The sequence below is a fragment of the Corynebacterium sp. LaCa_70 genome, from assembly GCF_058182015.1.
The window spans coordinates 2,025,298-2,050,602 of the sequence record NZ_CP190914.1; the positions used below are offsets into that span (position 1 = coordinate 2,025,298).

Here is a 25,305-nt window from a genome sequence, read left to right on the forward strand (position 1 = left end):
CAACCAGACTTATCCCCCGAGGACGGTATCGATCGCCTGGTGCAATTGCCGACGCGTCGTCCGAGTGGTCGCCGCCTCAATGACCAGGATCGGTTCCGGAAATTCGGTTTGGGCGGCCAAGGCGTCGAGAAGCTCCTGCGGGCTTTCCGCTCGCTGGTAGGACAGGCCGTAGCCCTCACAGATCGCGGCAATGTCGACCCCATGCGGGGTTCCGAAGGCCTGCTCGAAATCACGCCGCAAGCCGGGCTGGCCCACTTCGAGGGATTCGAAAATTCCACCGCCGTCGTCGTTGGCTACCACGATCGTGAGGTTTTCCGGCTCCGGCTGATCCACCCCACGCAGCAGTCCACCGACATCGTGCAAAAACGTGATGTCGCCGAGCAGGGCGACGGTGCGCGGGGCGCGAACCTCGTCGGCACGCAAAGACTGCGCAGCGATAGCCACCCCCATGGCCTGGGAAATATTGCCGTCGATCCCGGCCGCTCCCCGCGGGGAATACGTATCGACGCCATCAAACGGCAGGCCAGTCAGAGCGACATCCCGGACTGGGTTCGACGGGCCGACGAACACGGTGTCTCCGACAGCCAACGTGTCCGTGACAGCGGCAGCAACGTGGAGGCCAGTAAATCCGTGTGATTCGTCTTCCAGCGCGTCGCGGACTGCCCCGGCGGCCAGATCGGACGCGGCCTGGCATACTTTCAGCCACTCCCGGGTAGGTTCACCAGTGGTTTTTACGCGGGTGCCGCGGGTTTCTTGGGCGCTGTGGGTGCGCAGACTCAAGAAATCATCGGTGCGGGACAGCACGATAACCTCGATATCCGGATCCGTGATCAGCGCGAGCACCCGGCGATGCAACGTCGGGTGGCCGACCACAATCACCTGGGCAGGTTTGGTGCGCACATAATAGTCGCCAACGTGGGCATCGTCTTTGGCGAAAATCGCGGCCGCCCCCGGGTGCACCGGAACATACGGGGCGGGAGCGCTCGGCTCCGCAATCGTGGGAACATCCTCGAGTCCGTCGACACGCCAGGCCTCATCGCCGGCGATCACCAGGGTTGGTTTACTCAGGTCGACGGCAACCTCTCCGTGATCAGACCAGGAAGGCAGCCTACGACGGGCAGGGTGTGCGGGATCCGCCGGTGAAATTGCGGGGGCGTCGGCAACCTGGGCGTCGGCAGGGTGGGCGTCGGCAAGCACATCGGTAGAAGGTTCGGCCAGCTCGCTTCCCACCAACGGCACGTCGAAAGCCACATTGATGTGCGCCAGACGGTCAGAATTTAAACGATCAGAAAAAGCTGGGAGATCCGCCGCAGTATTGATCTGGGTGGTGTCCGTAAACGTGGAGAAAATGCCCTGCTGCTGGATCGTCTGCGAAGCCCCCGTGCCGACGAGCCGCTGCGGGCGATCCGCGCTCAACACAACCAGCGGCGTATGCGAATGGGAGGCCTCGACGACGGCTGGCAAACAATTCGACACCGCCGAACCCGAAGTCATCACCACCGCAACATGTCGCTGCTGCACGCGCGCCAAACCGAGGGCGAGGAAAGCAGCGCTGCGCTCGTCGAGACGCACGTGAACCCGCAGCCCGGGATGCGCAATCAGTGCCAACGACAGCGGGGCGTTACGCGAGCCCGGACACAGCACGACATCGGTGGCGAATTCTGCGAGCCGGGCAGCGACCTGTTGGGCCAGGTGGACGGACTCCGGTTGGGGTTGGGATTCGGGCTGTGGGGATTCGGGCATGGTCTCCTACTCAGGATTTACAATCTCAATATTTACGATCAGGTGAGCGTTGGTCGAGCCAGGTCGGGCCTGGTCAGAGTTAATCAGTCCTGATCAGGTGCCTATTCAGGTTAGGAACTAGCCGAAAATATTACTCAACCAGCTGCGCAGATCGAACTCTTCACCTTCCGGCGGCAGCAGTTCCTCTGGCACCTCAGTTGGGATCTGGTCGCGCCAACTTCCGCCGTCGCCGCCAGGTACAACGGGTTCTTCGATAACGGTGGTTGGTTCTGTCACCGTGACATTAACCTCTTCTGTCTGTGTGGAGGTCACAGTAGTTGGTGTCGGCGACGTAGCCTGCTCATTATCAGCGGAACGCCACAGGAAGAAAAACACCACCGCCAGCAACAGCGCCAGGCCAGAGATGATTCCGAGCAGCATCTGCCAGGAACTCGAGCCACCCGAAGCCTGCGCTGCTTGCTGCGGCTGGTGCGCATTATGCACCGAGGCCTGCTGCGCGACAGGACCATAACCAGCGTTATACGGTTGGCCGTATTGCTGACCGTACTGGCCTTGACCATATTGATTCTGCCCATACTGTTGGCCGTACTGGCCCTGCTGGCCTTGATACTGCTGGGTGTGCGAGTAAGGCTGGTTCTGGTACTGATCCTGATCCGGGAAATACTGCTGCGGACGATCCGACTGGCGCCCACCCTGGCCTGCGTCATAACTTGTACCCGAGCCCTGATTCGGACGATTTATGTGCTGCGTCTGCTCATTGGAGCCGAAATACTGAGTCTGCTCGTTGGAACCAAAATACTGCGTGCGCTCATTCGAGCCAAGATACTCCGTGCGGTCATCGCCGCGGAAAAACTCGGTGCGATCATCACGGCCCGGGCGGCCACTATGGTTCGAGCCACCGTGGTTCTGCCCACCGTGGTTCGCTCCAGAACGGCCGGAATTACCAGAATTCGGTGTCATCAATCCTCCTCAAAGGGTTAGACCCAGTCTAGACATCTTACGGATGAGCACACGAGACGATCAGCCCGCCACGCGCCGGGCCAATTCCCGACCCGTAGCAGTATCTTCTTCCGCCAACTTCTTCGGGCTCGCCTGCGCCAGGATGCGACCTCCAGCAGCTCCCGCCCCAGGGCCAAGCTCAATCACACGATCCACCCGCGCCAGCGCCTCCAAGTTGTGCTCAACCATGACGACGGTGGCGCCGGCGTCGGCAAGAGCTTCCAATTTATCCAACAACTTCGCGCTATCGTGCGGGTGCAGACCCATGGTTGGCTCATCGAGCAGATACACACTGGATTTCTTCTGCGCCCGCTGCAGCTCCGTCGCCAACTTGATGCGCTGGGCCTCGCCACCAGACAACTCCGGTGCGCCCTGCCCTAAACGGAGGTAGCCCAAGCCGAGTTCATCCAAGACCTCTAAAGCCCGCACCACCTGGGTGATCTGGGAATGGTCGGGATCTTTACTGCCGCAGTCACTGCCAGCGCCGCCGTCGGCAAGGTCCCGGAAAACCTCCAACGCTTCCGAAACCCGCAACCGCAAAACATCAGCGACCGTACGCCCATACCAACGCACTTCCAGCGCCTCGTCGTTAAACCGGCCGCCCTGGCACCGCGGGCACAACGTATAGGTCCCGGGCAAAAACACCAACTCGACCTCAATGTGGCCAGCCCCCGAGCACTCCGGGCACTGGCCCTTTTTCGTGTTATAGGAAAACTTCGAGGCATTCCACTTCTTCGCATCCTTGCCATCCCGGCGCGCCTGGGCAGCGAAAATGCTGCGGACGCGGTCAAACATTCCCGTATACGTCGCCAGGGTGGAACGCGGAGTGCGCCCGATGGGTTTCTGCGTAATCGTGACGACGCGACTAATATCCGGGTGCTCAGTTGCGCGCTTGCCGACGACATCTGTCACCAACGTCGACTTACCCGAACCAGACACGCCAGCCACCGCGGTGAACTGGCCCAAGCCGAGCTCCAGATCGAGCTCGCGCAGGTTCCGGTGGTTGATTCCCTGCAGTACCAGCTGGCCGCTGGCGTCGCGCGGGGCGTCGGCAAGCTGCAAGTGACGGTTCGCCAGGGCGCGGGCTGTGGGGTATTCGGCTAGCTGCCCGTTGGCGTCGATACGGGCGTCGACAAGCTCGCCGGGCTTGCCCGCGAACACGACGGTGCCTCCCCCATCACCGGCATAGGGTCCAATGTCGATGAGGTAATCGGCCTGAGCAACGAAATCCATGTCATGCTCAACGACGAACACGTTATTACCCGCGGCCAGCAGGCGACGGATGACCGTCAGCACGGCCGTGCGCTCCTGCGGATGCAGACCCGCGGTAGGTTCGTCGAGAATATAGGTCACACCGAACAAGGAACTGTGCAACTGGGAAGCCAGGCGCAGGCGCTGCAGCTCACCGGCCGACAGGGTGGTGGCGACCCGGTCCAGGCTCAAATGGCCGAGCCCAAGTTCCAAGGCGGCAGCCAGCGGAGGGACAATCTGGGTCAGCAACAAGGCCTCTGCATCATCCTGCGCAGTACGGGTCGCCGAGGCCGCAGCAGTGTCGGGCTGGTCATCACGGACGGCGTTGCTATTGCTGCTGCCGGCACGCTGGCCAAGCTCCTGCTGGCGGTCCACCAACGCCTGATGCAAAGAATCCAAAGACCACGCATTCAACTCATTAATCGGCACCCCGAGATAGCGCACCTGTAGCGCCTGCGGCCGCAAACCCGCGCCACCGCAATTGCTGCAGGTATGCGATTCCAGGAAAGATTCCGTGCGACGGCGCAGCGAATCCGATTCCGTTTCGCGAAGCGTTTTATACAAATACTCGGCCACGCTACGCCAGGTCCCCTGGTAAGTGCGCTGAACCTGGTCAGCGCCGCGGTGCGGAACAATCTCGACGACGGGGCGTTCGCGGGTGAACAGGATCCAGTTGCGGTCGGCGTCGGAAAGTTCCTGCCACGGGCGGTCGAGGTCATAGCCCAAGGCCTCCAAGATGTCGCGGAAGTTCTTGCCCGCCCAGGCGCCCGGCCACGCAGTAATCGCGCCGTCGCGGATCGACAACCCCGGTTCGTGCACCATCGACGCTTCCGTAGCGACAAACTTCGTGCCCGTTCCACGGCACTCTGGGCACATGCCATCGGCCGTGTTGGGGCTGAAGGCGTCAGAAGCCAGGCGAGTGATTGGGGTTTCGGACTTCGCATCGCCAGACAGTGCGCTGTAATCGCCACACCGGGAATACAACAGACGAACAATATTCGAGGTGGAGCTAATCGTGCCCACCGTCGAGCGAGCCCCCGGCGCCGTGGTCTGCTGCTGGAGCGCAACCGTCGGCGATAGCCCCTCAATGGATCCGACCTGTGGATCGGTCGCCTGGCTGATCAAGCGGCGCGCAAACGGGGCCACCGATTCCAGGTAACTACGCTGGCCTTCCCCGTGGATCGTGCCGAAGGCCAACGAGGATTTACCCGAGCCACTAATACCGGTGAACGCCACCAGCTTGCCGTGCGGGATGGTCACGTCAATGTGGCGCAAATTGTGCAGATTGGCATCATGGATGCTCACGTAGGTCGGGACCTGTATGGATTGTCCCTGGTCAGAGGCTGTGGTGTGTGGCAGGTTCGAAGGATCCGAAGAAGGCATAACCTCCAGTCTAGGCGGTGGTGGGACCTGTACGTAGTGGGATTTGGACTACGCCTGCGCTTCCAATTGCGCATAAGCCGCACGCAACCGGTCCAACCACCAATCGCGCGTCGCACCGTCCGCGGCCAAAGCGGCCAGCCGGTCAGCATCAGGTGCCACCGGGGCAGTCGCCAGCATGCCGTCGACAAGCGAACGCGGCGCGGCCACATCTTCCACAAACAACGAGCCCGTCGCCAAGCCCGCCGGTGCCGGGGCCACATCGATGTCCTCGTCGTCGTTCAACTTCGGCAAACTCGCCACCGCCGCCAGCCCAGCATTAATACCAACCGCGCTGTCCAAAGCCGAGGCAATCGTCACATCCATATGGCGCGCACGCAGATCCGCACTCAGCTGCAACACCCGGCGCACCCCACCCAACGGGGCCACCTTGACGACGGCCACATCCGCCGCCTGCAAATCCGCCACCCGATACGGATCTTCCACCCGACGGATGCTCTCATCGGCGGCAACGCGAACAAAGATCCCGCGGCGCATCAGCTGGGTGCGAACCTCCGCCAGCTCCTCTGGCGTGGCGCACGGCTGCTCCACATAATCCAGCGGGGCCAACGCAGACACCGCCTCCACGGCCTGCTCGACCGTCCACGCGCCGTTAGCGTCCACGCGGATGCGGGTGCCCGGAATCCCGGAAAGCTCCTCACGCACCGCGGACACCCGGGCGATGTCGTCGGCAAGCGCATCCCGGAAATCCTTGCCCGGCTCGGCCACCTTCACCTTGACGCAACGGGCGCCCGGCATGCGGGAAAGCACCTCCGGAACCTGGGTTGGTTCTACCGCCGGGACCGTGGCATTGACCTCGATATAGTCGCGGTGTGGGGAAGGAAACCCCTGGTAGGCAGCTTCTATCCCAGAACGCAGCCAGGGCGCGGTCTCGCGGGCGGAGTAATCAGCGAACGGGGCGAATTCTCCCCAGCCAGCCGGGCCGTCGATAAGCACAACTTCCCGGTGGCGCAGGCCGCGGAATTTCACCGCCATGGGCAAAGAAACGACGTGGGTGCGCTCGAGGATGTCTGCGAGAGGGGGCAGGGGTGGTGCAGGCGCCTGCGGCGGACGCGGTGGACGCGATGAACTCGGCGAGCGCGGCGGCTGTGGTAGCCGAGCGTCGTGATTTGGAAAATTCATGCCCCAAGCCTAGCTAGACTGAAGGCCATGACTAGCACTCCTGAGCACAAACCCGACGCCAGCCCCTTCGATCCCACCCAATGGCGCACCGTCCCAGGCTTCGAAGACTTGACCGATATCACCTACCACCGCCACGTAGGTACCACCCGGCGCGACGGGATCGTGCGCATCGCCTTCGACCGGCCGGAGGTGCGCAACGCTTTCCGCCCGCACACCGTCGACGAGCTCTACCGGGTACTCGACCACGCCCGACGCACCCCCGACGTGGGCACCGTGTTGTTGACCGGCAATGGGCCATCGCCGAAAGATGGCGGATGGGCGTTTTGTTCCGGCGGTGACCAGCGCATTCGTGGTCGTTCCGGGTACCGTTATGCCACGAGCCACGATTCGGATGTCGCCGGTGCCGACGAATCCGGTGTGGATACCGCCCGCGAGAAAGTCGAGGGTGGGCGTTTGCACATCTTGGAAGTGCAGCGGCTGATCCGCACGATGCCGAAAGTGGTCATCGCGGTGGTCAATGGTTGGGCCGCTGGTGGTGGGCACTCGCTGCATGTGGTGTGCGACCTGACGATCGCCTCGCGCCAACACGCCCGTTTTAAACAGACCGACGCCGACGTGGGAAGTTTCGATGCCGGTTATGGTTCGGCCTACCTGGCGCAGATGGTGGGGCAGAAAAACGCGCGCGAGATCTTTTTCTTGGGCCGGTCTTATGATGCCACCCACATGATGAAGATGGGGGCGGTCAATATCGTGGCCGATCACGCCGAGCTTGAGGCCGAAGCCATCCAGGCTGCCCGCGAGATCAATTCCAAGTCGCCGACGGCGCAACGCATGTTGAAGTTCGCCTTCAATCTTGCCGACGACGGGCTGGCCGGCCAGCAAGTCTTCGCCGGCGAGGCCACGCGCTTGGCGTACATGACCGATGAGGCTGTGGAAGGTAAGGAAGCGTTTTTGGAAAAGCGCGACCCGAATTGGGAGGAGTTTCCTTATTACTACTAAGGATCTCAGCGGTAGCGGTTCCAGTGGGTGGGGCCGCGACGATCGGGACTCACGCGCGGGCGAGGCAGCAGGACAACCGAGCCCAATGCCCGCTCCTCTCCCCGCCCACGGCCCGGTGCTGACCGCGCTTCCGGTCCGGCTCGATGACCCCGCAGCAATTCTCGACGACTTGGAAGCAGCCATCGCAGGCCAAGCGCATTATCTTCCGGTGCCCGCCGGCGACCGGGCACGTACTGAGCTGCTGTATTCCTCGCAACGCGTCGGCCAAGCCATCGACGATGATATTGCCCTGGTGGTGCCGACCTCTGGTTCTACCGGCACCCCCAAAGGCTCACAGCTCACCGCAGCCAACTTGGTGGCGTCGGCCGATGCAACCCACGAGGTTCTCGGCGGGCCCGGACACTGGCTATTGGCCCTGCCGGCGTATCACATCGCAGGAATCCAGGTGTTGGTGCGCAGCCTGATCGCCGGGGTAGATCCAGTTTGCCTGGACCTTTCCCGTGGTTTCCGCATTCCCGCATTCGCCGCCGCCGCGGAATATTTAGATCACGCCCGGGACGGGAAAACGCCTGCTGCGCGCGAGCCCATGTACACCGCATTAACCCCGATGCAGCTGGACAAAGCCATAGAAACCTTAGAAGGCATTACCGCTTTACGACGCTTCGACGCCATCTTAATCGGCGGTGCGGCACTGAACCCACAATTGGCGGAATCGGCACACAAGCTGGGCATCCACCTCGTGACCACCTACGGCAGCGCCGAAACCGCCGGGGGCTGCATCTACGACGGACGCCCCTTGCCCTGCAGCTCCGTCGCCGTGGAATCCGGCCGCATCATGCTCGGTGGCGCCACCATCGCCGCCGGCTACCGCAATATGCCGGACCACGAAGCCTTCACCCACCCGGACTGGCCGGGCTGGTTCGCCACCTCCGACGGCGGGCGCATTGTCGACGGCCGGTTGGAGGTCAGCGGGCGCCTCGACGCGGTGATCACCACCGGTGGTTTGAAGGTACACCCGGAAATCATCGAAAACGAGCTCTTGGGCGTTCCCGGAGTCACCGGTGCCTGCGTCGTCGGCGTGGATGATCGCCGTTTCGGGCAGGCCATCATGGCGGCCTACGAAGGGACCGCACAAGCCTGCGAGATTTTCGACGCCCTGTACGACTTGCCCCGCTGGCAGCTGCCGAAAGAGCTGCTGCGTGTCGACGAACTGCCGCGGACGTCGCTGGGCAAAATCCACCGGGCTGGTGTGGCCGAGCTATTCCAGCCTCGGGGTTAGTCGGTCTCGAGGTTTAGCTAGTCGCGGTCGATAAACCGCAGGTGCTTGTCGACGTAGCGCTCCCCCGCCACCGGGTGCGTGAGCACAAGATTGTCGAGCGCGGCGCGGTCATCGTCGGCAAGCGTCACGTTAGCTGCTGCCACATTCTCCTTAATGCGCGCCGGATTGATACTGCCCGGCAACACCAGCATGCCGCCCGGGTGCTGCGCACCGCGATCCAGCAACCACGCCAAAGCAATCTGGGCGGCGGTGGCGTCGTAACGCTGCGCGATCTCCGCGACCCGGGCCGCATTGCGCTGGTTTTGCGCGAAATTTTCCGGGTGCAGGCGGGGGCTGTTGGAATCCGCATTCGGCTCGGTGAGCTGACCAGTAAGCATTCCCTTTGACAATGGGCTGTAGGCAATAAAACCGATTCCAAGCCGGGCGCAGGTCGGCAGCACGGATTCTTCTACTCCTCGCGACCACAGTGAGTATTCGCTTTCGACGGCTGCAACCGGGAATTCGCGGTGCGCGCGGGCAATGGTGGTGGCAGATGCCTCACACAAACCAAAGTGGGCGACTAGGCCTTCGTCGACAAGCTCACCAACGGTGCCTGCGACCTCTTCGATGGGGACCTCCGGGTCGACACGGTGCTGCATAAAAAGATCCAGGCGCTCGACACCCAGGCGGCGGGCGGATTCCTGAGCGACACGACGGATGTTGTCCGGGCGGGAATTCAGCTCGCCAGTGGGTTGGCCGTTGTCGATATTCCAACCAAACTTGGTGGCAATCGTCGGGGCCCGTTCCGGAGAGTTGCACGAAGAATTGCCCGGCGCCGCTGACGAAGCCCCCGCGGGGCCCTCCTGGCCCGCAGCCTCGGATTGAGCGCGGGCGAAGGCGTCGCCAAGCAGCTCCTCGCCGGTGTATGGCCCCTGGATCTCAGAGGTATCGAAAAACTCCACGCCCAGCTCGACGGCGGTGCGCAACACCTGGATCATTTCTTCGCGGCGCGGTGAATCCGGATAAGAATGCGGGGTCATGCCGGTACATCCCAATCCGATCGGGAAAACATCAAGGGTCCCGGACTGTGTTTCAGTCTGACTCGTTGTGGCGTCGGTGTGATGGTTGGGTTTGTTGGTTTTATCGCTCATGCTTCCACTCTAGGTCGCGACCTAGCACTAGTCTGTTCCACGGAAACATTTCCACCTAAACATCGGGAATGTGCGCGCACCAGACCCGCGGCAATTCCCCAGCTGATGAGCACGCCGATCTCCCAATTAGTGGCCGCAACGTGTCCGCCGCTGCCGCCCCATCGTCGAATCCCGCCGATGTCATTCACTGTTTGTTAAGCCGTGAAATATAGCGCACAATGAATGCATGAGCGCTACAACGTATTCGGCCACTACCCGCGATTGGATCCAGGCGGCACGGCCGCATACGTGGCCGAATGCATTCGCTCCGGTTCTAGCCGGAACAGGCGCTGCGCTGTATCAAAATTCCGGGAAATTTGTCCCATTCTTCTTAGCCCTCATCGTCTCCTGGGCTTTGGTCATCGGGGTCAATTACGCAAACGATTATTCGGACGGCATACGAGGCACCGACGACGAACGCACCGGCCCCACCCGGCTCACCGCCAGCAAACTCGCCCACCCTGCAGACGTGAAAAAGGCAGCGTTCATTTCTTTCGGCGTCGCAGGCGTGGCAGGTCTCATCCTGGCGCTGTTGTCCGCTTGGTGGTTGATCCTGATGGGCGCGGTGTGCTTGGCCGGGGCGTGGTTTTATACCGGAGGGAAAAACCCTTATGGCTATAAAGGCCTGGGCGAGGTAGCGATCTTCATTTTCTTTGGCCTGATCGCTGTACTGGGCACCGAGTTCACCCAAGCAGGTGCCATCTCTGAGGTGGGCATCGGTTTAGCTATTTCCGTCGGCGCCATGTCCTCCGCGGTGAACCTGACCAACAACATCCGCGATATCGCCACCGACAAGCCAGCAGGCAAACGCACCCTGGCAGTGATCCTGGGTGATTCCGCCTCCCGCAAGCTGTATACCGTGCTGCTGATCATCCCGTATATCGTGACGTTCGTGGTCGGCATCCTGGCATTCCCGGCCACATGGATCGCGTTTATTTCCGGTTACTGGACGCTGAAGGCCCTGCACCGAGTAAATTCGGGGGCACGCGGTAGGCAGCTGGTCACCGTGTTGGCGCTGACTGGGCGTGCGATGGCGTTGTGGTCCGGGCTCATGTTTATCGCCCTGGCATTGGCCTAGATTGCGTTGGCCTAGGTTGAGTCTAAGCCAGGATTAGTTCTGGTCTTGGCCGACACCGGAGCCAGCCGTCGTCTGCCGCCGTAAGTCGTTGTCAGCCGTCAGTCGTCGTCAAGATTCAACAAAGCCCAAGAAGCCCATAGGAGGGCGTATATGGCAGGTGTGATCACTGCTTTTACCATCATCTTGTCGATCATCGCCGTGGGCTATGCGTTATCCCGATTCGGTGTCATCGGCAGCGATTCCCAACGGCTGGTCCTGAATAAAACCGCCTTTTACGCAGCCACGCCCTGCCTGCTGTTTACTTCGCTCGCGAAATCCGATCCGGGCACGCTCTTTTCCCCGGTACTTGCCGCCGTCGTCGCGTCCAGCCTGCTCACGGGCGCAAGCTATATCGTCGCCTCCCGCCTGTTTTTCCCGAAAGACTTGCCGACGACCACCATGGGCGCGGCCTCGTCGTTTTATTTCAACTCCGTCAATATTGGGTTGCCGGTGAGTATCTATGTGGTCGGCGAGGCCACTTGGGTAATTTCCATCCTGATGCTGCAGATGGTGTTTTTCACGCCATTTATTCTGGCTGCGCTCAACGACGGACATGGGCGTACCCGTGGGGCGAAAATTGTTGATGGTATCCGTTCCGGGTTTTTGTCTCCGCTGGTGCTCGCGGGAATTGCGGGCATGGTTGTTGCGGTCGCTGGGTGGGAAATCCCGGAGGTTGTGATGGAGCCGATGTCGATTATTGGTGGCGCATCCATCCCGATGATTTTGATCAGCTTTGGGGCTTCACTGACCTCAATCCATATCCTCGACGACCCGGCGGATCGCCCCGCCGTCATCACCTCCACTGTCATGAAACTCGTGCTCATGCCGGTATTCGCGTGGCTGGCCGGCCTCGCACTGGGGCTAAGCAGCGACCACCTCTATGTCGCGGTGATCTTGGCCTGCTTGCCGACGGCGCAAAACGTGTACAACTACGCCGCGACCTACCAAAAAGGCCTCGCTGTTACCCGCGATACCGTCTTCTTGACGACGTTTGCTTCCCTGCCAGTCATGGCCGTGGTGGCCGGGATTTTCGGTAGTTAAAAGAGCTCGATGTGCTGGCTAGCGGCCAGCGAGTTCCCGGTTGACCCACTCTTTGCGGGCCCTGCGCTGCTGCGCCAACTTGGCGACGGCTTCTGTGGTTTCGATGCGGAGTTTTTTGAAGATCAGCATCGACAGCGGCAGCGCCACCAACAATGCCAAAAGCGCCGATACCACCAGTGGCACTTGGGCTCCGATGAGTACTGCTAGCGCCTGAATCACGATGGTCAGGCCTAAGAAAAGCCCCAAGCGCGCAGCCCCGTATTTCAGCATCGCACGGGTTGCTTGCTTGCGGGTTTGTGGGTCGAGTTGAGGTTCCTCGGCATGCGGGCTATTGCTGGACAGGCCCGAGCCTTCTGCACCTTGTACGCCTTGTGCACCTGGTGCACCTGGTGCACCTGACCGAGCCGGGATACCGGTTTGCCCACCATTGCTATCTGGTTGATTAGTCACGAGATTCATCCTAAGTCGCACTGATCGTGCCGTAAAATGATCAGTATGGGAAAGCTGATCTTGTTAGCGCTAATAGTCTTGGCTGCAGTCTTGGTATGGAAGGCTTTTGGTCCAGCATCCTGGAATCAAAACCGCCAGGCGAATTCTGTTAATCGTCCAGCAATCAAGGGGCCGGACGATGATGAAGAGTTCCTGTGGAATATTGAAAAGAATCGGTTTAAAGAACGTCGTCGGCAAGAACAAGAGCGACAACAGCGCCACGACGAGCAACAGCGGGAAGAGAATCAACAGCACCAAGGCCGAGACCGGGGCACGTCAGACCGACGATCCGACGTGGGTGATCAGACGGATCCGAACACACACGGCGCGGAGGATTCCCGCAATACAAACTCCCAGGACGGCTCACCAGATCCGGAACAGTCGAAGAATTCGAACACCCCACGCGACAACGAGAAAACCGACGATCAGTAGCAGGCCGTTTTAGGCCACTTCAGTCCAATTCATCCCGCCTCAGTCCATTCCAGTCCAATTCCGCCGAAACGAAATTAGCGGTTGCGCGCACCTCTGTGAGCCAGTTAGGCTGCGGCCTAATTCAGCCCAGAGGCCTAGTTCAGCCCGGAGTAGGAATGCAGACCCGACACCACCATATTGATAAAGAAGAAGTTAAAGATCGTGGTGGCCAGGGCAACAATGTTGATCCACGCCGCACGCATGGCGCGCCATCCGGCGGTAGCACGGGCATGCAGATACGCCGCGTACAAGATCCAGGAGATTAAAGAAACGGTTTCTTTCGGATCCCAGTTCCACGGCCTACCCCACGCGGCTTCTGCCCAAATCGCACCCAACAAGATCCCCAGGCCAAGGACCGGAAGAGCCACAATCGCAGACTTGTAAGCTAGCCCGTCGAGCTTTTTCGCGCTCGGCAGTGGTTTCACGATCGCACCGGCAATGCCGTCGCTCTCCTCGCCTTTCGGCTGCCAACGCCGCAACAAGTACAGCAGCGAAGCGACACCCGACAGCATGCCGATGGAACCGCCTAACACGGCAATGCCCACGTGGATCGGCAGCCAGAACGAACGCAGCGCTGGAACCAATGGGGCAGATTCTGCATAGAGGTGTGAACCACCGACGAACATCAAGATGAGAACGGGAAGCAGCAGCCAGGGCCACAACACACGCCATTCTTGGCGCTGACCAATAACCACAGCCGACACAACCATGGTGAGCAAAGTCAGCATGAGCGAATACTCATACATGTTGCCGAACGGGAACCTGCTGGTCGCCAAGCCACGAGTAAGCACGGCACCAGCCTGAACAATAATTCCCAGCCAGATCAGAGTCTGCGCCATACCGGACCACTTGCGGGCACCAGCTTCCAGTTCGTCGACTGATTTACCACCGGCCCCTGCATCAGCATCGCGGTTATCGTCGGCAGCGCGACCGTCGGCCCCAACGCGTTCGCGTTGCCGGTGTGCGTCGATCACGCTTTTCACCTTGACGTAAAACACCAGGGCCACAACCAGGGAAATCGCATAAATAACGAACGTCGTCCGGAACATCAAGTCCGAGAAGTTGGACAGCGTTTGATCAGCAAGCATTAATCCACACTTTCCTATCGTGATCACGACGTTTCCGGACCAACATCCGCGGATGCTGCAGGAAACATTTGCACTTCAAGCTACCGCAGATCTGCCGTGAACCTCAACTAACGATAGGTTCGACATAATCCTTTCGGATGATGAACGCGAAGCCACAAAACAGCAAACTCTAACTGCCGATTCACCGGTCACTACGCTCATTCACCGGCCACTGGCCCCAACAAAGGCCGACAGGAACCATGCTAATCCCGGGTATACAATGCTAGTCCCGCGTATACAAATCGTCTTCTTCCACATCATCCGGATCCGGCAGCGCAAACAACTCCCGGTAGATCTTGTCCAGTTCTTCACCCCAGCCAGCGCGGTCAGTACGAGCCAGTCCAGCCATCTCGATATCCGTGGTGCCATCGCCGTTATCGGTAAACCGCACCCAAATACGGCGGCGCTTAATCACCAGCGAACCCACCAACGACAACAGCATCACGATCGTCGACAGCAACACCCAACGCTGGAACGGATCATGCGCGATCTGGTAGTTCGCAAACTCCGAAGCACCGTCGAAAGTCAGCTCAGTGCCATCATCCAGGGTGATGGACTCGCCTACTTCCAAGTTCACGCGCTCCAACTTCTGCAACTGGCCGCTATGGATCAGCGTCTGGTCCAGGTCGAAAATTGACTGCGCGATACCCGTATCCAATCCGGCATCACCCCGGTAAACATCAATCGCCACCGCAGGATCACGCATCTCCGGGAAAGCTGAAGTCAACAGCTCACCGTTTTCACCCTGCCAATCAGCCGTCGGCGCGAACAGACCCTGCAGCGCAATCTGATTCTGCCGACGCTCATACAGATCTGGATACATACCGGCGGGAGGATCAAAACGCATCGCACCAGAAGACAAGAAGTTCACCAAATCATCCGGCCGGAACTGCCAAGTCTGGGTCCGGGTTTCCCCATTGGGCCACTTCACGGTAAACGTCGGCGCGAAACCGTGACCTTGCAAATACACGCGATCGCCATCAATACGCAGCGGATCATTCACCCGTAGCTGGTAGTCATCCCACGTTTCCGGGTCAGAAAAAATCTCGTCGCCCTGGGCATAAGAAATATCAGAACTGAACATCTCCGCCTGCCCATTAGGCAGATAATCAGCCTGGAAATTATGAGCAATGAAACAGAACGGGTTCAGGCCCGTGCCGTCGAAAAGCGGCCCGGCGCGGAAAGAGTCAAAACTAGATACGGAAGTATTACAGAACTCCGTGGACTGATCCAGCTCCACCGCGTGGTCATAACTACCAGAGGCAGTAACAATAATGATCTGACCCTCGTAATAGACCATGCGGCCTGCAGCCACCGTCACCAAAATGGCAACCAACGCGATGTGGAATAACAAGTTCGCCAATTCGCGCCCGTAACCACGCTCCGCAGAAATAGACGGTCTCCCGGCGCGGTCCTGATCGGCGCTAAATTCCGAGATCCGCCAGCGGCGCAGCAGCCGTAACGTCTCAGTGCGGGCGTCGACAAGCGACTTATCCAGGGTGCCCGTGTGGTGATGCGGCATCCGGTGCAAAAAACGCGGGGCTCGAGTCGGGCGCGCGCGCCAGGCCTTATAGTGATCCCAACTACGCGGGATAATACAGCCGACCAACGAAGCCGCCAGCAACGTGAAAATCGCAATGAACCAGGAGGACTGGAAGACGTCGAAAAGCTGCAGCGAATCGTAGACCTCGGCGAGCTTGCCGTTGTTCGCGATATATTCGTTGACGTTGTCCTCATTCAACGAACGCTGCGGCAATAACGCGCCCGGCACCGCGGCGATAGCCAACAGGAACAACAGCACCAGCGCCGTACGCATGCTGGTCAGCCAGTTCCAGGCTCGTTTCCACAATCGCCAAGGCAACCAGGATTTACGCGCGGTAGTGTCCGTAGTGTCCACTGTGGGCTCCTTCGGGAAAATCGCAGGGTGGGCAGGAGGCAGGATAGGCAGGGTGAGCGGGGTAGCCAGGCTAGCCGGGGCGGCCAGTTAGATCAGGGTGGTGCCATAATCGACGGTCCATTGGCGAATGTAATTGATGAATTCCGCCCACAAGCCCGTCGCCAGCGCGAGGCCGACAAGGATCATCAGCACGCCACCGATGGTCTGAATGGTGCGGGAATTTTTGCGCAACCAATCGATCGAACGCATCGCTTTGGCAGAACCCAGCGCGAACAGCACAAACGGCAGCCCCAAACCCAGGCAATAACCAATGATCATGATCACACCGCGGGCTGCGGTGCTGCCTTCGGTGCCAGCGGAAATCGAAATGATCGCCGCCAGGGTCGGCCCCAGACACGGCGTCCACCCCAACGCGAACACTCCACCCAGCAGCGGCGCGCCCGCCCAGGTACTCCATTTTTTCGGTTCCGCACGGGTGTCACGCTGCAGGAACTTCACGCCACCCAAAAACACGATCCCCATCAGGATCGTGACGACGCCGCCGACCCGCTGCAAGGTTTCCGCATTGGCATTAATGGCACTCAAGGCACCGAAAACAGAGACCGTCGCCAACAGGAAGACCACGGTAAAACCAGCGATGAATAGCAGCGATGCACCAACCACTGCCCACTGGCGGCGCTTGGCGACGCGAACACCATAACGGTCATCCAACTCCACCGACCCGCCAGCGACGCCCGCAAGATAGGAAATATAGCCGGGAACTAGCGGGACGACGCATGGCGATGCGAAAGACACGAGCCCGGCCAGCGCGGCAGCGAGAAAACCCAGAATCAGCGGACCGCTGGCGGCGGCATCCGCAAACGTCGATGCAGAAGCAGCAGCAATCGAGCTGGCACTGGCAAAAGAACTGTCGCTGACGATAGAACTCGCACTGGCACTGGCGTGAAAGCTGGCGCTAACGGCTTGTTCGGTAATCACTGGATACGGGTTTTCTGGGTTCAGCAGGTTCACAAACTCCATAGACGCTATAGACACAACCGTCGGCTAGCTTTCGTCGAGAAGCGGCAATGCTGCATCAAGAATGTCCTGGTCGGTAACTTCCCGCAGGAAAACCGCAGCCGGGCGATGTTGTTTATCCAGGATGATCGTCGTCGGCACCACAGAAGTGGGAATGCCGCCTAGCGCAGCTGCCGACCGGAATGGTGGATCATAAATCGACGGGTACTCCACGCCATTGTCCTTGACAAAATCCTGCGCGATCGTCTGGTTATAATCCCGGACGTTGATGCCCAAGACGGTCCCGCCGGATTCACTCAACTTCTCGTGGGCACGCTGCAGGTCGTCGACCTCCGCGCGGCACGGCGCGCACCACTGGCCCCACGAGTTCAGGACGACGACTTCGCCCGCGAAGTCATCCAACGTCACGGTCTCGCCCTCATCCAGCAACGACGGGCCACGTAAATTAGCGATCGGCTGCCGCTCGGATTCCTCATAGAAAATTTCCGTTTGCCCGCCTGGGGTATGAAACTCGAACGTTCCGCCCACATCAGAAACCGCATTCTTATTGGCTTCTTCCGACGCACACGCAGCCAAAGTCAACGACAACGCCCCCGCCACGACAAGCGACGCTGCGGCACGGGAACGTCGGAATGGTCCAAAAGTCGTAATCATAGTACCCCTAGTATCGCCCAACATGGCAGCTGAACCAAGTTGGGAACTAGGGGCGAGTATCTGAGACCAGAGCTATTCGAGTTAAATCTCCCGGGCCGGGGTGGAATAGCGGATATCAATAATGTCTTTTCCGCTAAATACCAAGCTGGTCACCGACGCCAGAGCGCACTCTCGATTCCACGGAGCATGCGCCAACGCCTGACCGCGCACCGTGCGTTGCACCATGACAATCGGCAATTGGTGAGATACCACAATCCCCTCGTGGCCTTCGGCTTTATTTCGAATATCGTGCACCGCCGCCATCATGCGATCGGCGATGTCCACGAACGGCTCGCCCCATGATGGTTCCAGGGGGTTATACATCTGCGGCCACCGCTTTGGGTTCCACAACTGCGAACGCCAGCCCTTCGTGCGCAGGCCCTCAAAATCGTTTCCGGACTCAATCACCTGGGGACATTCCTCGACATCAAGCCCGGTGACTTGAGAAATTGGTTGGGCGGTTTGCTGCGCACGCAACAACGGCGACGCGGCCAGATATGCCACATCATGGCCTTCGAAAGATTTCGCGGTACGCGCCGCCATGGAGTGACCACGCGAGGACAGATGGTACCCCGGGATACGCCCATACAGAATCTTGCCGGGATTAAAGACCTCCCCGTGACGCACCAGGTGGACGATCGTCACTGGAATCTGCGAGCTCGTGTCACTGGTTTGCTGAGCCTGGTGGGCGGCAGAGTGTTCGCTGGGTGAGGTATTCGACATGGGGCAATTCTCCTGTTCCTAGTTTTATGGGGCCTGGTATTTGGGCACTGGTTTTGCGGGCCGTGTGACAGTCAGACCATCAACCACGCGGTACACCGCTAACATTAGTCACCCGGCTGTGCGGCCATTAGGCACTCGGCTGTGCGGCAGCGGCAGCCTTCGCGGCCGGGGCCAGTGCCTTTTCCAGTATCTCGAAGTCTGCATCACCCAACGCGTCATGCACGAACCAGGTCTCGAAGGCCGAAGGCGGCACTACCACCCCGTTATCCAGCAAGGCATGGAAGAACGGCCCAAATCGGAACGTATCGGCAGCCTGCATATCAGCAAAGTTGCGCCCCTGGCCTTCGGCGAAACGCACGGACAACATGGTGCCGGCACGCTGGATATTGTGGGCCACACCTTCTGCCTGCAATGCGTCCGAAATCATCGCACCGAGTTTGTCCGCATGCCCACCAATGCGCTGGTACAGGGATTCGTCGGCAAGCTGGAGCGATTTCGTTCCCGCCGCAACGGCGACCGGATTACCCGACAGGGTTCCGGCTTGGTAGACGGGGCCTTCCGGCGCCAGGTGCGCCATGATGTCAGCGCGACCACCAAAAGCAGCTGCAGGCAGCCCACCAGAAATGACTTTGCCGAACGTCACCAGGTCACCAGCCACGCCATCAATGCCGTACCACCCCTGGTACGAGGTACGGAACCCAGTCATAACCTCATCGAGGATCAACAGCGCATCATTGTCGTGGGCTAGTTCCTTCAGCGCCTGGTTAAACCCGTCATCAGGCGCGACGGTTCCCATGTTTCCGGCTGCCGCCTCGGCGATCACGGCTGCAATCTCCCCCGGGTTTTCGGCAAATGCCTGGCGCACAGCATCCAAGTCGTTGTAGGGGACGACGATGGTTTCCGACGCCTGCGCTTTGGTTACGCCCGGAGAATCCGGGTTTGACGATGTCAACACGCCCGAACCAGCAGAAGCCAGCAGGGCATCAACGTGACCGTGGTAGCAGCCCTGGAACTTGATGATCTTGCTCTTGCCGGTATATCCGCGTGCCAAGCGCACGGCGGTCATCGTCGCTTCGGTACCTGAATTAACCAGGCGGACCTTGTCGACGGCAGTGCGCTGAGCAATCAACTCTGCCAGTTCCACCTCACCGGTGGTTGGGGTGCCGAAGCCGAGTCCTTTTTCGGCGGCTCGGGTGACAGCCTCAACGATCTCTGGATGAGCATTGCCATGGATGCCTGGGCCGTAAGAACACAGCAAATCGACGTATTCATTTCCATCCACGTCGAATAAGCGGGAGCCCTTGCCGTGATCAATAAACCGGGCGGTACCGCCAACCGCGTCGAATGTGCGAGCTGGAGAGTTTACTCCACCCGGGGTTATCTCCACCGCGCGGCGGAACCACTCCTCCGAACGGGCAGAAGGCAATCCGGTACCAGCAGCATCTGAATAGTTCTGAGTCATGCACCCTAGTCTACGGGGTTCGTCTACTTACGAGGTTCGCAATCTCAGCACATCTTTCTGCCAGCTGCAAGAACTCGTGCCCATCCAGTATTTGCTACCTGTCAGAACAGGCGACCTACCAAAGCTTGCGACCTCCCGGAGTTTGCGTCTTGCCAGGACGTGGATCCTCCCGGAGGTGGTGTCCTGCTACAGCTGTCGAGCCAGATCTCGTGCGGTCTTACGCGCATGCGCAATCACTGCTGGCACACCGACCCCACCGGCCCACGCACCAGTAGCAGCGATGCGGTCGGCGTCGGCAAGCTCGGCTTCCGCACGGCGCACAGTTTCTGTGTGCGTGTGATCGTAGCGCGGTAATCCGCCGAACCAACGCTGCGTGTAGATCTCTTCAACGCCAGCGGCACGACCATCAAATCCGGTAATCGCAGCGAGATCATCGAGAGCATGATCAACGAGCTCATCTTCCTGTGCCCGCGTGATCGCATCCTCACCGAATCGACCGAAGCTAGCACGCACAATCGTTCCCTGCTGCGCCACATGCGGCCACTTCCGCGACGACAAGGTGAATGCTTTCGCAGTCACACCAGGTTGATCCGCAGCAACGAGAATCCCAGAATTTTCTGGAAGCGCGTTTCCATCAGGGTCCACATCCGAAGCAAAACGCAGACCGACAACAGCAGAACTAGCCAATTTGATAGAACTCATGGCCTCCGCTGCCTTCGCAGTAGCGCCAGGTAGAGATTTCAAGATGCGCGACGCCATCGGAGCCGGAGTGGCAACGAGGACGGCGTCGTAAAGAGTCTCATCCACGCCCATGCCCACCAACCGGTATTGCGGGCGAGCCGCATCTGTTGGCCCAGAAACCTCGGTGATGCCAGTGACAAAAGTTTCCAGGTAAATCTCGGCATCCGCGGCTTGCGCAAGACGCTCATACAAGGTGGCATAGCCATTGCGGAACGCGCCAAAAACCGGGGCTGGTTTCGGCTCCTGGTTAGCCGAAGAATCATGTGACAAAGAACCAGCCTTGTTCGCCGAAGAAACCACCCGAGCGACAGCGGCACTCAGCGTCACCGGCTCACCCGCACGAGCCAAATCATCCAGGGCATTGGCCAAAGCAGGAACGGTGGCACGAATGCCCAAATCATCCGCGCCACAGGAATACACCCCACCCAACAAAGCCGAAACGCAACGATCCACGACCTCATCACCATAACGATCGCGCACCATCAAGCCGAGGCTTTGATCTCCGCCAACCTCCCAATTAATCGGCTCGCGTTGAGCTTCCTCATCAATAGCCGCGACTGTTTCCGGGCTGACCACACCGGCCACAGACTCCCCCCACGCCGGAATTCCCATCACACCACCGGCTGGCAACACATGGTGTGCACCCTGGGCATACAACACCGGACGCAGCCCCGAGGGATAAACAATCTCGTCGGCAAGGCCCAATTCCGCGAAAAACTCATGGGCGTCATCCCGCCGAGCCAAAAACGCCTCCGCCCCCATGTCAACAGGACCACCATCGAAAGGCACGGTGTGCAGCTTTCCACCAATACGCTCCGAACCTTCCCAAACATCGATCTGAGCCGAGGGCAGTTCCTGGCGCAACTGATAAGCAGCAGTCAGACCGGCAAGTCCGGCTCCAATAATGGCACAACGGGTCATGGGAAAATCACTCCGAATAGGTCAAATCTAGGGCTGATATAGGGCAAATCTCGGTTTAGTCAGAACATGGTTTGGTCAGAGCAGGGTGTGGCGAAAATATGGTTTGGCCAGAGCAGGGACATCATAGGTGGAAGAATCCTGCGACGGTTCGCAGCGGTTACCGGAGACCATAGGTTGCAACGCAATCATGCCTGAAGACACAATTGTCAAGGTGGGCTTTACTGGTGCGTTCAGGCTTTTGTTTAGGCTTGTGTTCAGGCTTTTTATTTTTAACGCTTTTCCGGCACAGCAACCGCCCCGGTATCAACACTATGAATGAGCTCGACAGCCTTCGTAATATCTTCCGGTGCAGTATTAGGCAACACACCATGCCCGAGATTAAAAATGTGGCCAGTAGCGTGACCGGCAGTAATCGCATCGGCAGCTTCGCCTTTAATGCGAGTAATCTCTCGGGCCATTGCCTGCTCACCGCTGAACAAAATCGCAGGATCCAAATTACCCTGCAACACCCGCGGCCCCACAGCATTGTGAATACGCTCAGCCGCACTGTCCATCGGCACACGCCAATCCACACCCATAACTTCCGAACCCGCCTCGCTCATCGCGCCAAGTAATTCTCCCGTACCGACGCCAAAGTGGATACGCGGGATCTCACCTTCCACAGACTCCAGGATGCGCTGCGAATACGGCAGCACGAACTCTCGATAATCGCGCTCTGTGAGATATCCAGCCCAGGAATCAAACAACTGCATGGCATCGATGCCCGCAGAAATCTGCGTCTGCAAAAAGCGCGTTACCGTCGGGGTGATTTTTTCCATCAGCAAATGCCACGTATCCGGGTCTGAATGCATCAGCGATTTCGTGCGCTCATGGTTTTTCGACGGCCCACCTTCCACGAGGTAGCTAGCCAAGGTAAACGGGGCTCCAACGAAACCAATGAGCGCCTGGGAATCCGTGAGCTCATCCAGAATGATGCCAATTCCCTCTGCCACCTCCGCGATGTCGTCGTCAAGCACCGGCAGGTTGCGCACATCCTGTGGGGTGCGCACGGCATGTGCCATCACAGGACCGCGCCCCGGAACAATTTCGACGTCAATGCCCGCCGCTTTCAAGGGGATGACGATGTCAGAAAACAAAATTGCGGCATCGACATCGTGGCGTCGGACTGGCTGCATGGTAATTTCCGCAAGCATGTCGGGCTTAAAACACGCATCCAGCATGCTGGTTCCTTCGCGCAGCTCGCGATATTCCGGAAGGCTCCGGCCAGCCTGGCGCATAAACCACACGGGGGTACGGCTCGGGGTGCGGCCGTGAGCAGCAGCAAGGAAAGACGAATTATTCAGATTCCGACGCGTCATAGCCCCCATTATCCACGAGGTAGCGACCTAGAACGAAACCGGAATCAGAGGCTTCACGGGAATCAGGGCAATTCATGGGGTCAGGGCCATTCATGGGCTTCGGGGCCATGGAGGTAGGTACGGCAATGATGGGATTCAGGCGTGCTGGCGTTCAAAGACATGCTGGTGTTCAGCGGCTCAGAGATATTTCACTAGACCGGGCGTCGTGTGTGCTCCCCGGTTTCTCAGGTTTCTTAGCCTCCGGCGCCTTATTGGCGCCTTTCAGTTTCTTCTCCGACTGCTTTTTCGCTTGCTTTTCTTTTTTCTTCTGCATGCGACGTTCCTGTTCGGCACGAAGTTCTTGTTCCATCTGCCGCATGCGTTCTAATTCACCTGTGTAATCAAGCGTCTCATTACGCCCGCCAAAGATGAGTGTGAGAACAGCAGCGACGCCAACCAGCACTTGCAAGTTACCGTCAACGATGTAGAACGCTTCCGGAATGTCCGACAAAGGATTACCCGAGGATCCGAAAATCAAAACCAGCCGGAACGTAAAATATAGGCCAAAGAAAAACAGCATCCGCCGCGCCAATCCGGCCCGTTTATGCTGTGTATTCACCAAATACAGCATCGCTGCCAGCAACCCCAATAGCAGCACAGAGATAAGCCCCATCAAGACAATCGAGCCGTAGACACCAAAGTTCAGCAGATTCTCGCTGATGGTTTGGCCGCTTTCTTCAATGCTGCTGGCAGCCTGCGCCTGCAGCTCAGATGGGTCCCACAACGCCAAAGCGATGTTCAGGATTTGATGGATAAGCTCCACGAGCAAAATGCCAGCCCACAGCCGGACATACAGCCGAACGGAATCCGGCTGGTCCGGGCGATCAGATTTCTTCAGCCCCCGCTTCGGGTCGTGTTCTTTCGCCCCCTGCCCCTGGCGCCCGTACCCTTTCGGCCTCGCTGCTCCCGATGCGTCAAGGTTTGGGTCTGCAGCATTGTTGGTACTTGCTGCATTCTTTGTGTTCGCAGCATTATTCGTACTTGCTACATACTTTGTGCTTGCAGCATTATGCATGCTCACTGCATCCTTTGCCGTTGGGCCGGTCACGGGAGATTGGGACTGCATATTCACCATAGGGTGCACCTTATACACTGCATGATTTTTGTGCACGACCGCAGGCAGCGCTCACCCACCAGGTGGCAAGCTACTGCTGACAGCTACCGGCTACTACCAGTTACTGCTGGCTACTGCCAGTTACTACTGATTACTGCTGGTTCAACATCCGCGCGGCATCGGTGGCGAAATACGTCAGGATTTGATTAGCCCCTGCACGCTTAATGCTCAACAACGATTCCATCATGGCAGCGTCGCGATCAACCCAGCCATTAAGGCCAGCGGCCTGGATCATCGAGTACTCACCAGAAACCTGGTAGGCGGAGACCGGAACCGGCGAAAACTCTGCAATCTCGCTGATAATATCCAGATACGCCAAAGCAGGTTTGACCATGACAAAGTCCGCGCCTTCATCGATATCCAGCTGCGCCTCCAGCAAGGACTCCCGGCGGTTAGCAGGATCCTGCTGATAAGTACGACGATCGCCCTGCAAGGACGAACCAACCGCCTCACGGAACGGTCCGAAATACGCCGAGGCATATTTCGCAGAGTAAGCCATAATCGCAACGTCTTTAAAGCCTGCAGCGTCCAGACCTGAGCGGATAGCCGCAACCTGCCCATCCATCATTCCGGATGGCGACACCAGGTGCGCACCAGCAGATGCCTGGCTTACCGCCATATCGACATAGCAGTCCACCGTCGCGTCGTTGAGCACCCCTCCGTCGGCGTCGAGAAGACCACAATGGCCATGGCTGGTGAATTCATCCAGGCAGGTATCGGCCATGATTAATAGGTCGTCGCCGAACTCTTTCCGCAGGTGCGCAATAGCTCGGTTGAGGATGCCGTTTTCTGCCCAGGCCTGGGAACCATTCTCGTCTTTGTCTGCAGCGAGTGGCACGCCAAACAAGTCAACGCAGCGCACACCCTGCTCTAGGGTTTGTTCTGCCGCGCGGGTCAGGGAATCAAAAGTGTGCTGGTAGACACCAGGCATCGCCGAGATCGCGTTCGGTTCCTCCAACCCATCGGCAATAAACATCGGGAGAATGAAATCAGCAGGGCGCAGATGCGTTTCCGCAGTAAGCTCACGCAGTGCTGGGGTGGTGCGTAGGCGACGAGGCCGTCGGGGTAGAGGGTAATCCACTTCGGGGACCTT

At 59.2% G+C, this 25,305-nt stretch carries 21 protein-coding genes; 5 read left to right on the plus strand and 16 right to left on the minus strand.

All coding sequences use genetic code 11. The features are described 5' to 3' along the window. Positions 1-9: 9 nt before the first annotated feature. The 4 genes from menD to ACP8MI_RS09305 form a co-directional block, all read right to left on the minus strand. Positions 10-1,743, minus strand: coding sequence for a 2-succinyl-5-enolpyruvyl-6-hydroxy-3-cyclohexene-1-carboxylic-acid synthase (menD, locus tag ACP8MI_RS09290; RefSeq protein ID WP_249606059.1), 1,734 nt, complete (start codon positions 1,741-1,743; stop codon positions 10-12). A gap of 117 nt (positions 1,744-1,860) precedes the next feature. Further along, on the minus strand, positions 1,861-2,703 hold the full coding sequence (locus ACP8MI_RS09295) for a hypothetical protein (protein WP_249606060.1): 843 nt from the start codon (positions 2,701-2,703) through the stop codon (positions 1,861-1,863). Positions 2,704-2,763: 60 nt separating this feature from the next. After that, entirely contained in the window at positions 2,764-5,376 is a 2,613-nt protein-coding gene (locus ACP8MI_RS09300) for an ATP-binding cassette domain-containing protein (protein WP_261792560.1), read from the minus strand. Between the two features lie 48 nt (positions 5,377-5,424). Next, positions 5,425-6,555 (minus strand): o-succinylbenzoate synthase, encoded by a 1,131-nt coding sequence (locus ACP8MI_RS09305; protein ID WP_284590027.1) that lies wholly within the window; start codon positions 6,553-6,555, stop codon positions 5,425-5,427. 27 nt (positions 6,556-6,582) lie between these two features. On the opposite strand from ACP8MI_RS09305, the gene ACP8MI_RS09310 reads away from it, so the two are divergent. Together ACP8MI_RS09310 and menE are read left to right on the plus strand one after the other, a co-directional pair. Further along, complete coding sequence (locus tag ACP8MI_RS09310; protein WP_239211924.1) at positions 6,583-7,554, plus strand: 1,4-dihydroxy-2-naphthoyl-CoA synthase; 972 nt, start codon at positions 6,583-6,585, stop codon at positions 7,552-7,554. A gap of 85 nt (positions 7,555-7,639) precedes the next feature. Then, the gene (gene menE, locus ACP8MI_RS09315; RefSeq protein WP_049167392.1) at positions 7,640-8,833 is read left to right on the plus strand and encodes an o-succinylbenzoate--CoA ligase; all 1,194 of its coding nucleotides are present in this window, start codon (positions 7,640-7,642) and stop codon (positions 8,831-8,833) included. A gap of 17 nt (positions 8,834-8,850) precedes the next feature. On the opposite strand, the gene ACP8MI_RS09320 is transcribed toward menE, so the two are convergent. Then, positions 8,851-9,963, minus strand: a complete 1,113-nt coding sequence (locus ACP8MI_RS09320) for an aldo/keto reductase (protein WP_284590026.1) — start codon at positions 9,961-9,963, stop codon at positions 8,851-8,853. A gap of 226 nt (positions 9,964-10,189) precedes the next feature. Between ACP8MI_RS09320 and ACP8MI_RS09325 the strand changes: the two genes are divergently transcribed. Together ACP8MI_RS09325 and ACP8MI_RS09330 are read left to right on the plus strand one after the other, a co-directional pair. Beyond that, positions 10,190-11,080 carry a 1,4-dihydroxy-2-naphthoate polyprenyltransferase gene (locus ACP8MI_RS09325; RefSeq protein WP_147579263.1) on the plus strand — a complete coding sequence of 297 codons (891 nt, stop codon included), beginning with the start codon at positions 10,190-10,192 and terminating at the stop codon, positions 11,078-11,080. Between the two features lie 150 nt (positions 11,081-11,230). Next, positions 11,231-12,160 carry an AEC family transporter gene (locus ACP8MI_RS09330; RefSeq protein ID WP_018121353.1) on the plus strand — a complete coding sequence of 310 codons (930 nt, stop codon included), beginning with the start codon at positions 11,231-11,233 and terminating at the stop codon, positions 12,158-12,160. Between the two features lie 18 nt (positions 12,161-12,178). Here ACP8MI_RS09330 and ACP8MI_RS09335 read toward each other — a convergent pair whose 3' ends face one another. Beyond that, positions 12,179-12,610, minus strand: coding sequence for a DUF4229 domain-containing protein (locus tag ACP8MI_RS09335; RefSeq protein ID WP_018121354.1), 432 nt, complete (start codon positions 12,608-12,610; stop codon positions 12,179-12,181). A 45-nt stretch (positions 12,611-12,655) separates the two neighbouring features. Between ACP8MI_RS09335 and ACP8MI_RS09340 the strand changes: the two genes are divergently transcribed. Next, a complete protein-coding gene (locus tag ACP8MI_RS09340) occupies positions 12,656-13,081 on the plus strand; it encodes a hypothetical protein (protein ID WP_284590025.1) in 426 nt (141 codons plus the stop codon). A 134-nt stretch (positions 13,082-13,215) separates the two neighbouring features. Here the strand turns inward: ACP8MI_RS09340 and ccsB are convergent, their stop codons facing one another. The 10 genes from ccsB to hemB form a co-directional block, all read right to left on the minus strand. After that, positions 13,216-14,208, minus strand: coding sequence for a c-type cytochrome biogenesis protein CcsB (gene ccsB, locus ACP8MI_RS09345; RefSeq protein WP_239211918.1), 993 nt, complete (start codon positions 14,206-14,208; stop codon positions 13,216-13,218). A gap of 262 nt (positions 14,209-14,470) precedes the next feature. After that, on the minus strand, positions 14,471-16,063 hold the full coding sequence (locus ACP8MI_RS09350) for a cytochrome c biogenesis protein ResB (RefSeq protein WP_249606557.1): 1,593 nt from the start codon (positions 16,061-16,063) through the stop codon (positions 14,471-14,473). Between the two features lie 168 nt (positions 16,064-16,231). Further along, entirely contained in the window at positions 16,232-17,164 is a 933-nt protein-coding gene (locus tag ACP8MI_RS09355; protein ID WP_239211973.1) for a cytochrome c biogenesis CcdA family protein, read from the minus strand. Between the two features lie 24 nt (positions 17,165-17,188). Continuing rightward, positions 17,189-17,815: a TlpA disulfide reductase family protein gene (locus ACP8MI_RS09360; protein ID WP_147579264.1), complete on the minus strand. Its 627-nt coding sequence runs from the start codon at positions 17,813-17,815 to the stop codon at positions 17,189-17,191. A gap of 81 nt (positions 17,816-17,896) precedes the next feature. Next, positions 17,897-18,505, minus strand: coding sequence for a histidine phosphatase family protein (locus ACP8MI_RS09365; RefSeq protein WP_049150317.1), 609 nt, complete (start codon positions 18,503-18,505; stop codon positions 17,897-17,899). Positions 18,506-18,704: 199 nt separating this feature from the next. Next, the gene (gene hemL, locus ACP8MI_RS09370) at positions 18,705-20,039 is read right to left on the minus strand and encodes a glutamate-1-semialdehyde 2,1-aminomutase (RefSeq protein ID WP_284590024.1); all 1,335 of its coding nucleotides are present in this window, start codon (positions 20,037-20,039) and stop codon (positions 18,705-18,707) included. Positions 20,040-20,225: 186 nt separating this feature from the next. Continuing rightward, positions 20,226-21,701 (minus strand): protoporphyrinogen oxidase, encoded by a 1,476-nt coding sequence (locus ACP8MI_RS09375; protein ID WP_147579266.1) that lies wholly within the window; start codon positions 21,699-21,701, stop codon positions 20,226-20,228. A gap of 269 nt (positions 21,702-21,970) precedes the next feature. After that, positions 21,971-23,068: a uroporphyrinogen decarboxylase gene (hemE, locus tag ACP8MI_RS09380; protein ID WP_049150278.1), complete on the minus strand. Its 1,098-nt coding sequence runs from the start codon at positions 23,066-23,068 to the stop codon at positions 21,971-21,973. 160 nt (positions 23,069-23,228) lie between these two features. Further along, a complete protein-coding gene (locus ACP8MI_RS09385) occupies positions 23,229-24,113 on the minus strand; it encodes a hypothetical protein (RefSeq protein ID WP_049150276.1) in 885 nt (294 codons plus the stop codon). Positions 24,114-24,303: 190 nt separating this feature from the next. After that, complete coding sequence (gene hemB / locus ACP8MI_RS09390) at positions 24,304-25,293, minus strand: porphobilinogen synthase (RefSeq protein WP_049150275.1); 990 nt, start codon at positions 25,291-25,293, stop codon at positions 24,304-24,306. Positions 25,294-25,305 lie beyond the last annotated feature (12 nt).

What these genes read in the sequence shown, in the direction of transcription:
- ACP8MI_RS09355 (WP_239211973.1), bottom strand. Translation starts at nt 17,164, where the DNA reads ATGGAGTTTGTGAACCTGCTGAACCCAGAAAACCCGTATCCAGTGATT.
- ccsB (WP_239211918.1), bottom strand. Translation starts at nt 14,208, where the DNA reads ATGCTTGCTGATCAAACGCTGTCCAACTTCTCGGACTTGATGTTCCGG.
- menE (WP_049167392.1), top strand. Translation starts at nt 7,640, where the DNA reads ATGCCCGCTCCTCTCCCCGCCCACGGCCCGGTGCTGACCGCGCTTCCG.
- ACP8MI_RS09305 (WP_284590027.1), bottom strand. Translation starts at nt 6,555, where the DNA reads ATGAATTTTCCAAATCACGACGCTCGGCTACCACAGCCGCCGCGCTCG.
- ACP8MI_RS09295 (WP_249606060.1), bottom strand. Translation starts at nt 2,703, where the DNA reads ATGACACCGAATTCTGGTAATTCCGGCCGTTCTGGAGCGAACCACGGT.
- ACP8MI_RS09350 (WP_249606557.1), bottom strand. Translation starts at nt 16,063, where the DNA reads ATGCGTACGGCGCTGGTGCTGTTGTTCCTGTTGGCTATCGCCGCGGTG.
- ACP8MI_RS09310 (WP_239211924.1), top strand. Translation starts at nt 6,583, where the DNA reads ATGACTAGCACTCCTGAGCACAAACCCGACGCCAGCCCCTTCGATCCC.
- ACP8MI_RS09320 (WP_284590026.1), bottom strand. Translation starts at nt 9,963, where the DNA reads ATGAGCGATAAAACCAACAAACCCAACCATCACACCGACGCCACAACG.
- ACP8MI_RS09340 (WP_284590025.1), top strand. Translation starts at nt 12,656, where the DNA reads ATGGGAAAGCTGATCTTGTTAGCGCTAATAGTCTTGGCTGCAGTCTTG.
- ACP8MI_RS09375 (WP_147579266.1), bottom strand. Translation starts at nt 21,701, where the DNA reads ATGACCCGTTGTGCCATTATTGGAGCCGGACTTGCCGGTCTGACTGCT.
- ACP8MI_RS09325 (WP_147579263.1), top strand. Translation starts at nt 10,190, where the DNA reads ATGAGCGCTACAACGTATTCGGCCACTACCCGCGATTGGATCCAGGCG.
- menD (WP_249606059.1), bottom strand. Translation starts at nt 1,743, where the DNA reads ATGCCCGAATCCCCACAGCCCGAATCCCAACCCCAACCGGAGTCCGTC.
- hemE (WP_049150278.1), bottom strand. Translation starts at nt 23,068, where the DNA reads ATGGGGGCTATGACGCGTCGGAATCTGAATAATTCGTCTTTCCTTGCT.
- ACP8MI_RS09330 (WP_018121353.1), top strand. Translation starts at nt 11,231, where the DNA reads ATGGCAGGTGTGATCACTGCTTTTACCATCATCTTGTCGATCATCGCC.
- ACP8MI_RS09385 (WP_049150276.1), bottom strand. Translation starts at nt 24,113, where the DNA reads ATGCATAATGCTGCAAGCACAAAGTATGTAGCAAGTACGAATAATGCT.
- hemL (WP_284590024.1), bottom strand. Translation starts at nt 20,039, where the DNA reads ATGACTCAGAACTATTCAGATGCTGCTGGTACCGGATTGCCTTCTGCC.
- ACP8MI_RS09360 (WP_147579264.1), bottom strand. Translation starts at nt 17,815, where the DNA reads ATGATTACGACTTTTGGACCATTCCGACGTTCCCGTGCCGCAGCGTCG.
- ACP8MI_RS09300 (WP_261792560.1), bottom strand. Translation starts at nt 5,376, where the DNA reads ATGCCTTCTTCGGATCCTTCGAACCTGCCACACACCACAGCCTCTGAC.